The sequence below is a fragment of the Natronospira proteinivora genome, from assembly GCF_024170465.1.
Classification (GTDB): Bacteria; Pseudomonadota; Gammaproteobacteria; order Natronospirales; family Natronospiraceae; genus Natronospira; species Natronospira proteinivora.
Window position 1 is genome coordinate 281,753 of sequence record NZ_JALJYF010000002.1, and the last position, 12,099, is coordinate 293,851.

A 12,099-nucleotide genomic window follows, 5' to 3' on the forward strand; every position below is an offset into this window, starting at 1 on the left:
GATAAACTGCCCATTGACCACTGGCAGCAATGTCCACACGGCGGAGAAGGGAATGTCTGGCTCTCAGGATGATCAATTCAAGCAATCGCTCAAGGAACTGATCCTGGAGGAGACCGGCAAGGACGAACTGAGCCCGGAACAGATCGCCGATGACGAGGCCCTGTTCGGGCCGGACACTTCCCTGGAACTGGATTCCCTGGATGGCCTCCAGGTATCGGTGGCACTGAAACAGCAGTTTGGTGTCGAGCTTAATGACAGCAAGCGTCTGCGCCGCGTGATGGCGAATATCAACACCCTGGCCGACTTCCTGCGCCCCGACTGATGCCCAAGCCAATCCACCCCGTGCACATCGTGGGCCATGCCATGGCCTGCCCCCACAACGACCCGGCTGCCGCCTTCCAGGCCGGTGCTCCGCCCACCTGGACCCCGCTGCCGGTTCCCGGCTATCCGGGTGTGGAACGACCTTACGGCTTCCTGCACCAGCGGGAAGCCCCCGAACAGGCCCTGGACCGGCTACTGGATGAAGCCTTGAGCCGGGCTGGCTTGAGTGCGGCGGAACGAGTCCAGGCCCCGGTTCTCATGGGCACCTCTTCGCTGAATATCGGCGAGAATGAAAAACGCATCATCGAGCAGCTGCATCAGAGCGATTCATCCCCCGCCCTGGAAGATGCCCGCTGGGGTTTCATGCTGGATCAGTATTGCCAGCGCCACGGCCTGGAAGGTCCCCAGACGACCTTCAACACCGCCTGCAGCTCCAGCGCCAACGCCCTGCTTTACGCACAACGCATCCTGAGTCTGGATCTGGCACCCGCGGTGGTGGTCATCGGCTTTGAAGCCTATAACGGCATCAGCTTTGGCGGCTTTCATGGACTAATGCTGCTGTCCCCGCAAGACTACCGTCCTTTCGATCCTTCTCGGCAGGGCATCATCCTGGGGGAGGGGGTGGCTGTGGCCGTGCTACGCCGGGACGACAAGGGTGCCGTAGCACGGTTGGAAGGCGGCGACACCGCCATCGACTTCACCGGCATCACGGTGGCTTCGGAAGACAGCCTGGCCCGTGTCATGCGCTCGGCCCTCGATAAAACCGGCAATACCCCGGTGCAGGCGATCAAGGCCCATGGCACCGGCACGGCCGGCAATGATCAGGCGGAAGCCAACGCCATCCACCAGGTATTCGGTGAGCAGGCACCCCCCTACTTTTCCCTCAAGGGCGGTCTGGGACACAGTCTGGGGGCCTGCGGACTGGTGGAACTGCTGAGCTTGAGCGTCTGCCGCGACAGGGGGTTTCTGCCCGCCTCTCTGGGCTACGGCGACCATCCCCCGCAGACCCAGGAAACCGCAGAGGAAGAGGAGATCGAGTCACTGCCCCTGCTGCCCCTGGATACACAGCAAGCCTGGCCGGAACCCGGACGGCTGCTGCTGAACTATTTTGGTTTCGGCGGCAATAACACCAGCCTGGTGGTGACCCTGTGAGTGCGCCGGCCATCCAGCAATTCCGGGTCCTGGCAGCCGGCCAGTTCAGTCGCCCACTGGACTCGCCCGAGGGACAGGACCTGCGAGACCTGTTCAAGACCGAAGGCCTGCCCCCCATTCGACGGGCCAACCGTTTCATTAGCCTGGCGGTACTCGGGGCCCATCGTTGTCGGCGGCATTACTCAGGCAAGCTCCCCGATGACTGTGGTACCTATCTGGCCACCGCCCACGGCAGCTTCACTGACACCGTCCGGCTATTGGAAGACCAGGTACAGCGCCATTTGCCCATCACGCCCTTTCGTTTCGTGAATGTATTGAGCAATATTGCCGGCTTTCATGTAGCCGCCCATCTGGGAACGTCCGGGGAAAACCTGGCCATTGCTCGCTTGAAGGGGGCGTTTGATGCGGCACTGGAAACGGCAGCCATGGACCTGGCCTTGGGACAGACTGACTGCGCCATGGTGGGTGGCGTAGATGAAGGCGACGACGACCTGGCATTGCACCGCAGCCGCACCAAGACGCCGGAAGGCCGCATACCCGGAGAAGGCAGTGGCTGGCTTCTGCTCACTGCGGATTTGCATCAGGAAGGGGCCCTTCTGCAACATGGCGGCGATTATGGTGATCCATCTGTGCTGGCCGATGCCTTGCACGATGCCCGGCCGGACTGCTTGGCAGTAGGCACCTCGGCCGATCGCCACCCGGCTTCCTTGCAGGCCGCCTTCCCGAATTATGCGGTGTGGGACTACCACCAGACCCAGGGCTGGATACTGAGCAACCCGGCCATGGCCTTTGCCGAGCATATCTGTAACGGCGCCGGACGACTGGCCCATATCGATCAGACCGGCCCCCAGGGTCAATGGCGGCTATGGCTGCTGGATCGTTAAGGGGCCACCGATCCCGATTCAGAGCTGGCGGGCAAGATGTTTCAGTGCCCGCCCTTCCTGTTCGGCGCAGCAACGTAGCTGCTCGGGCAAACCCCTGAGCTGACCCGGGTCACCACTTTTCACGTAACGCGCGCCTTCCAGGGCAAAGTCGCGCCACTGTTCACCCGCCTCGGCCATCAAGGCCGCACTGTCTTCCAGGGCCGGAGACTGCATCCAGTCAGCCGCTTCCTGGAGGAAAGCCGCATAGAGGAAACGGAAGCCACCACCACCGGTACCGATTTCTTCCTGCATGCGAATGATCTGGGCCACATAGAGCTGCTTTTCGCGATCCTCCAGGGATTTTCCCGACAGCTTTTCCAGACGCTTGGCCAGATGACGGATCCCCCGCAAGCCGATCCAGGGTACCGGCGAGTAACGCATCATGTTGCAGCTGCTGCGAATGGCACGGCGGGCGATTCCCGACCAGTCCAAATGCTTGGGGAAATCCTCGGGATAGTAGATCAGACCCTTGGGCGCAAAGGGCCCCCGGGCAAAACGAGCCTTCATCAGATCCCGCCAGGGCGCCCGCACCGGGTGATCAAAAACCGGGTCACTGATCAGATAATCCTCCCCTTCCCGCCCATAGACGATCAGATTGTGGGCGTTGAAATGAAAGCGCATGTCCCGGGGGAAATAGGGCAGCCAGTACACCGAGGTCTGCAAGCCCACCGGGCGACCCTCGGCCAGATGGTCATCCAGGGCCTGCATGCCCGCCACCGGGTCCCGGAAGCGTTCCCGGTGCATGGTCAATCCCAGTCGCTTCTCCAGACCTCGAACCACCCGGCCCGGTGGCATGCGATAAGAAGTGAGGGGCTGTTGATTAACTCGAACCATGGGCAAATGGGCGAAGGTAAAGGCCGCCGAGAGCCCAAAGGCTGCCGGCTCACTAAGAGGCAGGCCCGCATGCCCCAGCAGACGGGCCATGACGCCGGTCTCACAATGAGCGGCATGTTGATGCTCAAAGGTGGGCACGCCGATCAACCCGGGGGAATAAGTGTCTGTGGCCACGGCTGCCATCTCAGGGCTCCTGTTTCAACTGTTCGGTATCCATGTCCAGCACCTCGGCATAACGTCGTAACAGCCGGGGTGACAAACGGGAAAAAGGCCCGGGGCGCAAATGCCGGCGCACGCGCCAGCTCATGATGCCCATGGCCTGGGCGAGACTACCCGGATCCAGGCGGCGCTCGTACATGTAAAAGGCCAGAGGCGATGCCCGCCCGGCCTGGATCGCCGCCCGGGCTTCCCGGGCCAGTCGCTGGAATTCCGCGACCGCCGCCGTGGTCACGACCTCCTCCACCTTCCAGCCCTCGGACGGGATCATCCGATAATGGCCGGAGGCATCCCGGCGATAGACAGCCTTGTGCTCACCCTCCAGCACCCGGTTCTCTTCCGATGCCAGCTCGTCCTCCGACCCCCCGACATCCGGGGGCGATACAGAGGCCTTGTTGTTGGGGACATCACTGACCATGATCAAGCCACCGTCAACTGCATCCAGCAGCTGGTAAAGCGCCCGCTTTCGGGCACAAAACAGAGAATCTTCTGACCGGACTCAAGCTGACCACTGGCGGCGAGCTCTTCCAACATGATGAAGATGGAAGCCGCCCCCGTATTGCCGCGCTCCGCCAGATTGGTAAACCAGCGATCCTGGGGAATCTCCGTCCCCACCCGGGCCATACCCTCAGTGAGAGGGCCCCGAAAGTACTCCGAGGACATATGGGGCAGGAACCAGTCCACGCTGGAAACATCCAGGCCCCGACGAGCACAGACCCGGGGCAGGGTCTCATCCACGGTCTTTTTCACCACTTCATCATTGAGCAGACGAACATCCTGCTTGACCGCCATTACCGAATTACGGCCCAGCGCTTCAGGCCCTCCAAACTCCCGCCAGCCCTTTAGATAACCAGCCTTATTCTTCTCGGCACCGGCATACATGCAAACCGGCATATCACCGGCATGGGACGTGGAATCGATCCAGTCAATCCAAAGATTCACCGGTCCCGGACCGGGACGGTCTGATAGCAGCATGGCGCCTGCCCCGTCCGAGAGCATCCAGCGCAAAAACTCCTTTTCAAAGGCCAGCTCCGGACGTTGGGTCACCGCTTCCGCCCTCTCTTGGGCCAGCGCCTCTGCCTCCGCCTGAAAATGGGCCGACCGCATCATCAATGAAGACGTCTCGGACCCGGTGGCCACGGCTTGCCGGGCTTCACCCACCGCCACCGCCAGCCAGGCCTGTTTCAAGGCCAGGATGCCGGCGCTACAGATGCCGCTGGTGGACACGGTTTCGCAGGGCCCCGCCCCCAACTCACCGTGGACCATGACGGCATGGGAGGGCATCAGCTGGTCCGCCATGCTGGTACCACAGGCCAGAAGGTCCATGCCCTCGGGATCAAACACCTTGCCATCCAGACGCCGAATAGCCTCGGCTGTCAGCTGGGCATTGTTCCAGCGGGGCTCACCGTTTTCCGAATCCAGCACATAGTGACGACGGCGAATACCGTTCTGGCGCAGAATCACCCGCCGGGCCCGGGAGGGCCGATCACCCACCTGGCCCAGAACCTTTTCCATGGCGTCATTCGTCACCGCTTCACCGGGCATGAAGCGGCTCAAACTGGTAATGCAGACCTTATTCACGACAGAACTCTTCCATTCTCTCCCGGCCAGCCCCGGAAGGCTGTTCCAGACGTTGTTGTTTGTCTTTCAGGCGGCGGGCCAGCAGCGGCCGGGCCAGGGCCTGGACCAGCAGACTCATCGGCACCACGGTCACGATCATCAGCACCAAAAAGATCATGTAGAGATAGAGCACCGGATAGCGTCGACGCTGCCCGGGGCGACCTACGGCCCGAATCAGCTTCCCCCATAACTTGAAGCTACGATGGCCAATGGCCTCACTCATGATGAAACGACGGTCCACCCTGGCAGCCTCCAGGCCGGTCAACATGGCCTTGCCCTGCCGTTCCTCGTCTCTCGACAGCGCATCCAGCAGGGCATAGCCAAAACGCCGGGTGCTCCATATCTGGGATTCATGCAGGCCAGCGGGCGGCAAGCGCCCATTTGGTGACCCGCGCCGACCCGTCAGCATCCAGCGGGGCGTGGTAATAAAGGTGGCCAGAGGCGGCCCCGGGTCCACCAGGGCCACGTGGTCACAATGCCGAGCCCCGGCCTCCGCCAGCAGGGACTTCATCTTTTCCTGGGCGGTCAACCACATATTGCGGCAGGCCGTCACCGTGACCACCGGGGTATTGTGCAGGATTCGTCGGCCCTGTTGGGAACGCAGGAAACCGGTAAACGGCAAACTGGGTGACAAAAACCAGACCTGATAGACCATAATCACAAGGTCAAACTGCTCATCATCCAGCAGCAGGGGGTCCATCTCCGGGGGCAGCAAATGCACCGATTCGGGAAAGACATCCAGAAAGCGGGTCACCGTCCAGGGGAAGGGATACGCGACCTTGGGGCGCAGGCGGCCATGGACCACGTCCACCTCGCTGCTGGCTTCCAGAGGTTCAATCAGGGATTGCGCCACCTGATCGGTTTGCCCACTCTGTGACCAGTAAACCACCAAGACCCGTTTGCCCATATCTGCTTTTTGCCCCAGAGTTCGTCATCGTCCAAAGACCGCCAAGCGGCGACCATGCCGTCAGCGGCCGAATTATAAGTCAAATACAATGGTCGCCACAGGCGCAGTGTAAGCGGCCTGGAAATAACCCCAAACCCTCCAGACGGGGGGTAGGAAGAGACTTGCCATACAAGGATCATGCATGCATGCGATGTTTTGCCCTCATATTGGCCTCGGCATTGACCCTGACCAGTCCAATGGTCTGCTCAGGGGAGGACGCCGCATCCAATGATACCCAAGGTGAAACTTCCCGCTGGGCCGGGGGCACACTGGAATATGGCATCGGACTGACCCGGCTCGCTTTCCCCCATTATCCCGGATCGGATCAGAGCCACACCGTGATGATGCCCTTCCCCTACCTCACTTATTACAGCGAGCGGGTGGAACTGGATGGCAGCGATCTACAGGGTCGGCTTTGGCAAGGCGATCGCTTCGGTCTGGATATCAGCAGTGGTGGGGCCCTGCGGGTGGACGCCGATGACAATGAGGCCCGGGAAGGCATGGAAGATTTGGGATGGTTGGGGGAAATCGGCCTGGCGCTCAGATATTCTCCCCGCTGGACCCCAGGGAATCCGGATACCTGGCAGTATCGTCTCTCACTGCCGCTGCGCCAGGCGGTGGAACTGGATGGCAGCAGTCTGAGCCGGACCGGCTGGGTCCTCTCCCCCAATGCCGAAGTCCAGCGGGATTTCCATCTGGGACCACATCAATGGGAGTTTCAGGGACGACTCAGTGCCCGGTACGGTTCCACCGACTACCATCAACACTTTTACGGGGTCCCCCTGTCCGCAACGACACCGGACCGACCGGCCTATCAGGCCGAGGAAGGCTTTACCGCCTATGTGGCCTCCATGGGCCTGGCCTGGCGCCAGGGTCCTTGGTGGTTGGGGGGCTTTGTTCGGCATGAAAATTTCAGTGACAGTGTCGTGATCGACAGCCCGTTGTTACGAGAATCCAGGCAACAATCGGTGGGCGTGTCTGCCGCCTATATCTTTGGAAAACGTCGTCTATAACTCTTGGGGAAATACAACATGATGCCCAGTTCCAAAGGCCGCATGCGCGCGGTCGAGGCCAAATCCTATGCCCAGTTTCTGGCCTTCGGCCCTTTCGCCTTTCAAGCCACCGTGGTTATGCGGGACTGTGGCCTGCTGGCCGCACTGGATCAGGGCGAGGGCGGCCACAGCCTGGCAAGCCTGGTGGATGACACCGGTCTGAGCGAGTATGCCGTGTCGGTTCTGCTGGATGTGGGCCGCAACATCGGCCTAGTGGAACGGGACGATGAAGGGTGCTTTCACCTGGGCCGGGTGGGTTTCTTCGTTCTGCATGACGAGATGACCCGGGTGAATATCAATTTCACCCGGGACGTGGCCTATCAGGCCCTGCCCTATCTGGAGGCATCCCTGCGGGAATCCCGTCCGGCCGGTCTCAAGACCCTTGGGCCCTGGAAAACCATCTATGAGGGTCTGACCCAGTTGCCCGAACCCGCCCAGCAGAGCTGGTTCGAGTTCGATCACTACTATTCCGATCAGGTCTTCGACCAGCTACTTCAACTGGTCTTCCAACGTCCCATTCGGCATTTGCTGGATGTGGGTGGCAACACGGGCCGCTGGGCATTGAAGTGCCTCAACCATGATCCCGGGATTAAAGTCACCCTGATGGATCTCCCGGGACAGCTCAAGGAGGCAAAAAAGAATCTGGAAGCAGCGGGTGTGGGGGATCGAGCCGACTATTACCCGGCGGATCTGTTGAAAACGGATACCCGCTTTCCCGAAGCGGCCGATACCATCTGGATGAGTCAGTTTCTGGACTGTTTTTCGGAACCGGAAATCGTCAGCATCCTGCAACGTGCCGCAGCTTCCATGGATGCAGACAGCCGGCTTTTCATTGTGGAGTTATTCCCGGACCGACAGGGCTTTGAAGCCGCCCGCTTCAGTCTGGATGTAACCTCACTCTACTTCACCTGCCTGGCCAATGGCAACAGCCGCATGTACCACTATGACCGTTTTCTCGAGCTGGTAAAGCAGGCTGGTCTGGTGGTTGAAAAGGAGGTGGACCTGCCTGCCGGTGGACACACTTTCCTCAGTTGTCGGCGAGCCTGAGCAATTACTGCATGCCACAAAAAAGCCACCCCGCCTGGGGTGGCTTTTTTGCTTGGGCCATTCAGACCCTATTGATATCGCGATCAGGGCTCGAAGCGGATCTCGGTGGTTTCGCCCACTTCAATGGCAGTATCCTGAACCTGCAGGAACTCGATGTCGTTGGCTTCTTCCGGATCATCCTCATCGGCCTCGCAGGTGAAAGCAGCCGTGTAGTCACCCACCAGCAGGAAGCCGATTTCGAAGAGGAAAATACCATCTTCGTTCATGGCCACACCGGAGGACGTTACGGGCGCATTGTCACTGCCTTCGCTTCCGGTTTCCGCACCATGGCCTTCATAGACATAAACGGCTGGGGTGCAAGCCTCATCGCCTGCCCAGCTGGCAGACACCGAACCGGCCAGGGTGCCCACCTCGGTATTGTCCACCAAACGCAGTGCCGGACGCAGGAAGTAATCATTGAAGGCTCCGCCGGGGCGATGCACGGACTTGCGCAGATCGAAGTCGATGGTGAAATCGGCAACATCATTGGCCGACAGGGTAAAGCCACTCACCAGACGCAGCCCACTCTGGGCGCCGCTGGGCACATACAGGGAATGGATTCCTCCGTCACTGGTTTCGATGTAGGAATCTTCAACACCCCGCTGGGCTTCAACGTTCAGCTGAATCCACTGATACTCACCGGCAGGCAGGCTTTCATCGTCCAGAATAACCTCATGGGCCTCGCCCTGAAGCGCCAGCAGATCAATTTCCCGCGGCTCATCAAACTCGAAAACCACACGGCCTTCACCGCTGTGCTGAAGTTCAACCCCGGTGAAGCGAACCACAACCGCTTCCGCTTCATCCACCGGCGCGTCAGTCAGACTCAAAGTAAGACTGGCATCATCATCGCTACTGCTGAAGCAAGCGGCCAGAAACCCAGCCGAACCCAGCAGCAGAGCAGCCATCGCGATGTTTTTCCCAAATACACTTGTCTTCATTCTTCATCTCCTGTTGCAGGCTGGAGAGGAATTTACCGGGAAGGGCCGATTGCCTGATTGACGCATCGACCCACCCGGGCTTTTTACTCGCTGTTCGGTACCTTCAACGGAGACACAAGCGAAACGGTTGACAAATTCCAGGCAAAAAATCACGGATACCAGCTTAAATGGACGCCGCTAAACCAACTGCGACCGAAGCCCTCGGTACGAGCCGCACCCAATTCCAGCTCCATATCCCATTGCCGGCCAACAGGAGTGAGGTAACGCAGGCTTAGTGTATCGCTGTATAGGCCATCCACGGCCGATTTGTCCCGGCCCAGGTCCAGCCCCAGCTCTCGCCATTCGTCGAAGGACCAACTTACACCCAGGCCATAGCGATGCTCGCTAAAACCCTGGGCCAGGGTCAGGGCACTGAGGCTGAGGTTCTCCACCCCCTCGCGGGTGGCCAAGGTGGCCGCGTCCTTGTCGTAGTCATACCAGGTGGCCGAAACACGCAGGCGCCAGTCTTCCCCCAGTTCGCGCCCAAAACGGAGCCCCAGGGAACGGCTTAATAGGTCAAAGTCCTCGGCCAGCTCTTCACCATCACTGCCCTCCCGAACGGGGGGCAGATCTACATGGTCCGGGGGCCCACCACCCTGGCCATTTGGCCCTGCAGCGGGGGCACCGGCGTGCAGGGTGACCCAACGAAAACCAGGCACAAGGCTCAAACGATAAGGCCCCGGGCGCCAACTCAGGCGGCCATTAAGGCTGTCACTGCTGATATCTCCGGAACGACCCCAACGTTCATACCAGCTACCCAAGCTAACGTTCTCATTCAATCGATGCCCCCCGCCCAGGCTCAGGCTACGGGTGTCCAAGGCCAGGTCGTCACTGTCTACCCGGGTCTGACCCAGGCCGGTATAAATATGGCTGCTCTCCCCCAGGAGTCGTTCCACAAGCAGATGACTACGCCAGGTTCCACCCTCTGATATCCCCAGAGAGGTATCCACCGCCCAATCCCCGGCCTGCAGTATCTGGGGCGTACTGATGATAAGAAACAGCAGAGCCAATGCCCAGCGGTGCATGGGCTGTCGTATTGGCGCAATCTCATCCATCATCCATACTCGCTTTGGGTGGCATATCGTGCATTCTAAACGAGCATTGGCAATTGATGCGGTGATATGTCAACCAATGGGAGACGCTAGTCGTTATATAAGGTACAGACCGCGAAAGGACGCAGGCATCCGACGGGATATGCGGGGAGAGGGTAAGTGAGCAGTCAACTGGATGCCTTTCTGGCCGAAGTGGAAATCCGTGCCTTCCGATTGGCGGAGCTACGGCTGGGGGATACGGACCAAGCCCATGACGCAGTACAGGATGCCATGTTCCGACTGGTCAGAAAATACGCCCACAAGCCCGAAGCGGAATGGCGTCCACTGTTCTTTCGCATACTGGGTAACCGCATTCTGGACATGCAGCGAGCGGCCACATTACGACGCTGGCTGTTTCTGGACAATGCCGACCCGGAGCGATCCGACCTGATCGCCACCACGGCCGGGCCCAGTGCACAGGAACCGGAACAGAGGGCCAAGGATGAGGATTTCTGGTGGGTGTTTGGGCAAGTGCTTCGGGACATGCCACCCCGCCAGCAGGAAACGGTGGTATATCGCCTCCTGGAAGGCATGGATGTCGCGGAGACGGCCCGGCACATGGGCTGCTCACCGGGCTCGGTCAAGACCCAGTACGCCCGGGGCATGGCCCGACTCAGAACACGATTTGGAGATAGGTGGGACCCATGAAGGAACGGGACATATTGCAGCAACGCTATCAACAGCGGATCGACATCACACCCACGTCGGATCGTCAACGACTGGCCAATGCCCGCCGTTCGGCCCTGGCCCAATCCAATCATCGATCCAGCCTCACCGCCCTGGGCCGCTGGAGTTGGATACCGGCTGGGGCAGCGGCCAGTCTGATGGTCCTCTTGCTATGGCCAGGAGAACCCGGGGAGCAGGACGCCACGGTAGATACCGTCCAGGCGGAAGTGGCGGTGGACGATCTGGATATCCTGCTGGCGGAAGAAGACCTCGACTTTTATGCCGAACTGGATTTCTATCTCTGGCTGGAGGAGGAAATGGATGAAACGTCCTAAAATCCCCCTCCTCGCCAGTGTGCTTCTGCTGACACCAGGGGGTGTCCTGTGGGCTGCGGAGGAGACCCCGGACCCGGCACTGCTGGAGTTCATTGGTGAATTCAGCGAGGCAGATAACGATCAATGGATTGACCCGACCCTGCTCCCTGCTTTGGAAGATAGTGGCATCGAGGCCGATGATGATGGCCAGGAGAACGATGATGAAAACGCGTAAACAGCCTATGGCAAAACCGGTCCAGGCACTGGTGCTTGTGCTGGGCCTGCTCACCGCTACCATCATTCAGGCAGGACCAAGCTGGGATGAACTGGATGCGGACCAGCGGGCATTGCTGGACCCAATGTCCGAGCAATGGGAGACCTTGCCCTCGGAAAGACGGGAGAATCTGGCGCGCGGGGCGGAACGCTGGCAGGCCATGGACGCCGAGGAACAGGAACAGGCCCGGGAGCGTTTCCAGCGCTGGCAGGGTATGGACCCGGAAGAGCGAGACGCCATCCGTGAACGCTATGCCGCTTACCAGGCCATGCCCGAGCATGCTCAGGAGCGGGTCAGACAGGCCTTTGAGCGCTACCAGGGCATGGACCCGGAAGAACGGGACAGAATGCGGGAGCGCTGGCAAGGCATGGATCCGGAAGAGCGTCGGGAGATGATCCGGCAACGTCGCGAACAGGCCCAGGAGCGTCGTGAACAGCGTCGGGAGATGCGCGAGGAGCGCCGTGAACAGGGCCGGGAACGGCGTGAGGAACGGCGCGACCGGAGAGGTGGCCCGGGTGGCCCCGGGGGCTAATAGAAACCCTTATTCAGATGCGCATCCACAAAGAATGCTGGATTGATACCCGAGAATAGCAACGGTATCCACGCCATCGGGGACTCTCTACCTCG

General features: G+C 60.3%; 15 protein-coding genes. 9 read left to right on the forward strand and 6 right to left on the reverse strand.

Annotated features, from left to right (window positions below; all coding sequences use genetic code 11):
• The first annotated feature begins 52 nt into the window (after window positions 1–52).
• Genes J2T60_RS08590 through J2T60_RS08600 form a run of 3 tightly spaced genes read left to right on the forward strand, consistent with a single transcriptional unit; the run spans window position 53 to window position 2,357 of the window.
• The gene (locus J2T60_RS08590) at window positions 53–322 is read left to right on the forward strand and encodes a phosphopantetheine-binding protein (protein ID WP_253448431.1); all 270 of its coding nucleotides are present in this window, start codon (window positions 53–55) and stop codon (window positions 320–322) included.
• Complete coding sequence (locus J2T60_RS08595) at window positions 322–1,473, forward strand: beta-ketoacyl synthase N-terminal-like domain-containing protein (RefSeq protein WP_253448434.1); 1,152 nt, start codon at window positions 322–324, stop codon at window positions 1,471–1,473. The genes J2T60_RS08590 and J2T60_RS08595 overlap by 1 nt, the downstream gene beginning before the upstream one ends.
• Window positions 1,470–2,357, forward strand: coding sequence for a beta-ketoacyl-[acyl-carrier-protein] synthase family protein (locus tag J2T60_RS08600; RefSeq protein WP_253448437.1), 888 nt, complete (start codon window positions 1,470–1,472; stop codon window positions 2,355–2,357). Before J2T60_RS08595 ends, J2T60_RS08600 begins: the two co-directional genes overlap by 4 nt.
• Before the next feature lie 18 nt (window positions 2,358–2,375).
• On the opposite strand, the gene darH is transcribed toward J2T60_RS08600, so the two are convergent.
• Genes darH through J2T60_RS08620 form a run of 4 tightly spaced genes read right to left on the reverse strand, consistent with a single transcriptional unit; the run spans window position 2,376 to window position 5,973 of the window.
• Complete coding sequence (darH, locus tag J2T60_RS08605) at window positions 2,376–3,413, reverse strand: BtrH-related acyltransferase DarH (protein ID WP_253448439.1); 1,038 nt, start codon at window positions 3,411–3,413, stop codon at window positions 2,376–2,378.
• 1 nt (window position 3,414) lies between these two features.
• On the reverse strand, window positions 3,415–3,864 hold the full coding sequence (locus J2T60_RS08610) for a DarG family dialkylresorcinol biosynthesis protein (protein ID WP_253448442.1): 450 nt from the start codon (window positions 3,862–3,864) through the stop codon (window positions 3,415–3,417).
• 2 nt (window positions 3,865–3,866) lie between these two features.
• Entirely contained in the window at window positions 3,867–5,027 is a 1,161-nt protein-coding gene (locus tag J2T60_RS08615; protein ID WP_366518300.1) for a beta-ketoacyl-ACP synthase III, read from the reverse strand.
• Window positions 5,020–5,973, reverse strand: a complete 954-nt coding sequence (locus J2T60_RS08620; protein ID WP_253448445.1) for a dialkylrecorsinol condensing enzyme — start codon at window positions 5,971–5,973, stop codon at window positions 5,020–5,022. Before J2T60_RS08620 ends, J2T60_RS08615 begins: the two co-directional genes overlap by 8 nt.
• 185 nt (window positions 5,974–6,158) lie before the next feature.
• Between J2T60_RS08620 and J2T60_RS08625 the strand changes: the two genes are divergently transcribed.
• Window positions 6,159–7,025: a MipA/OmpV family protein gene (locus J2T60_RS08625; RefSeq protein ID WP_253448448.1), complete on the forward strand. Its 867-nt coding sequence runs from the start codon at window positions 6,159–6,161 to the stop codon at window positions 7,023–7,025.
• An 18-nt stretch (window positions 7,026–7,043) separates the two neighbouring features.
• Window positions 7,044–8,111: a methyltransferase gene (locus tag J2T60_RS08630; RefSeq protein ID WP_253448450.1), complete on the forward strand. Its 1,068-nt coding sequence runs from the start codon at window positions 7,044–7,046 to the stop codon at window positions 8,109–8,111.
• A gap of 83 nt (window positions 8,112–8,194) precedes the next feature.
• On the opposite strand, the gene J2T60_RS08635 is transcribed toward J2T60_RS08630, so the two are convergent.
• Window positions 8,195–9,088: a DUF4382 domain-containing protein gene (locus J2T60_RS08635; RefSeq protein WP_253448453.1), complete on the reverse strand. Its 894-nt coding sequence runs from the start codon at window positions 9,086–9,088 to the stop codon at window positions 8,195–8,197.
• Between the two features lie 149 nt (window positions 9,089–9,237).
• A complete protein-coding gene (locus tag J2T60_RS08640; protein ID WP_253448456.1) occupies window positions 9,238–10,185 on the reverse strand; it encodes a hypothetical protein in 948 nt (315 codons plus the stop codon).
• 153 nt (window positions 10,186–10,338) lie between these two features.
• On the opposite strand from J2T60_RS08640, the gene J2T60_RS08645 reads away from it, so the two are divergent.
• From J2T60_RS08645 to J2T60_RS08660, 4 genes are read left to right on the forward strand one after another with little or no spacing between them, the layout of a single operon-like run.
• Window positions 10,339–10,866, forward strand: a complete 528-nt coding sequence (locus tag J2T60_RS08645; protein WP_253448459.1) for a sigma-70 family RNA polymerase sigma factor — start codon at window positions 10,339–10,341, stop codon at window positions 10,864–10,866.
• A complete protein-coding gene (locus J2T60_RS08650; protein WP_253448462.1) occupies window positions 10,863–11,219 on the forward strand; it encodes a hypothetical protein in 357 nt (118 codons plus the stop codon). The genes J2T60_RS08645 and J2T60_RS08650 overlap by 4 nt, the downstream gene beginning before the upstream one ends.
• The gene (locus J2T60_RS08655; RefSeq protein WP_253448464.1) at window positions 11,206–11,433 is read left to right on the forward strand and encodes a hypothetical protein; all 228 of its coding nucleotides are present in this window, start codon (window positions 11,206–11,208) and stop codon (window positions 11,431–11,433) included. The genes J2T60_RS08650 and J2T60_RS08655 overlap by 14 nt, the downstream gene beginning before the upstream one ends.
• Complete coding sequence (locus tag J2T60_RS08660) at window positions 11,420–12,004, forward strand: DUF3106 domain-containing protein (RefSeq protein ID WP_253448467.1); 585 nt, start codon at window positions 11,420–11,422, stop codon at window positions 12,002–12,004. The genes J2T60_RS08655 and J2T60_RS08660 overlap by 14 nt, the downstream gene beginning before the upstream one ends.
• The last annotated feature ends 95 nt before the right edge of the window (window positions 12,005–12,099 follow it).

Excerpts from the sequence above, each read along its gene's own strand:
- J2T60_RS08625 (WP_253448448.1), top strand. The coding sequence starts at position 6,159 with ATGCGATGTTTTGCCCTCATATTGGCCTCGGCATTGACCCTGACCAGT.
- J2T60_RS08660 (WP_253448467.1), top strand. The coding sequence starts at position 11,420 with ATGAAAACGCGTAAACAGCCTATGGCAAAACCGGTCCAGGCACTGGTG.
- J2T60_RS08610 (WP_253448442.1), bottom strand. The coding sequence starts at position 3,864 with ATGGTCAGTGATGTCCCCAACAACAAGGCCTCTGTATCGCCCCCGGAT.
- J2T60_RS08650 (WP_253448462.1), top strand. The coding sequence starts at position 10,863 with ATGAAGGAACGGGACATATTGCAGCAACGCTATCAACAGCGGATCGAC.
- J2T60_RS08640 (WP_253448456.1), bottom strand. The coding sequence starts at position 10,185 with ATGATGGATGAGATTGCGCCAATACGACAGCCCATGCACCGCTGGGCA.
- darH (WP_253448439.1), bottom strand. The coding sequence starts at position 3,413 with ATGGCAGCCGTGGCCACAGACACTTATTCCCCCGGGTTGATCGGCGTG.
- J2T60_RS08635 (WP_253448453.1), bottom strand. The coding sequence starts at position 9,088 with ATGAAGACAAGTGTATTTGGGAAAAACATCGCGATGGCTGCTCTGCTG.
- J2T60_RS08655 (WP_253448464.1), top strand. The coding sequence starts at position 11,206 with ATGAAACGTCCTAAAATCCCCCTCCTCGCCAGTGTGCTTCTGCTGACA.
- J2T60_RS08620 (WP_253448445.1), bottom strand. The coding sequence starts at position 5,973 with ATGGGCAAACGGGTCTTGGTGGTTTACTGGTCACAGAGTGGGCAAACC.
- J2T60_RS08630 (WP_253448450.1), top strand. The coding sequence starts at position 7,044 with ATGATGCCCAGTTCCAAAGGCCGCATGCGCGCGGTCGAGGCCAAATCC.
- J2T60_RS08595 (WP_253448434.1), top strand. The coding sequence starts at position 322 with ATGCCCAAGCCAATCCACCCCGTGCACATCGTGGGCCATGCCATGGCC.
- J2T60_RS08590 (WP_253448431.1), top strand. The coding sequence starts at position 53 with ATGTCTGGCTCTCAGGATGATCAATTCAAGCAATCGCTCAAGGAACTG.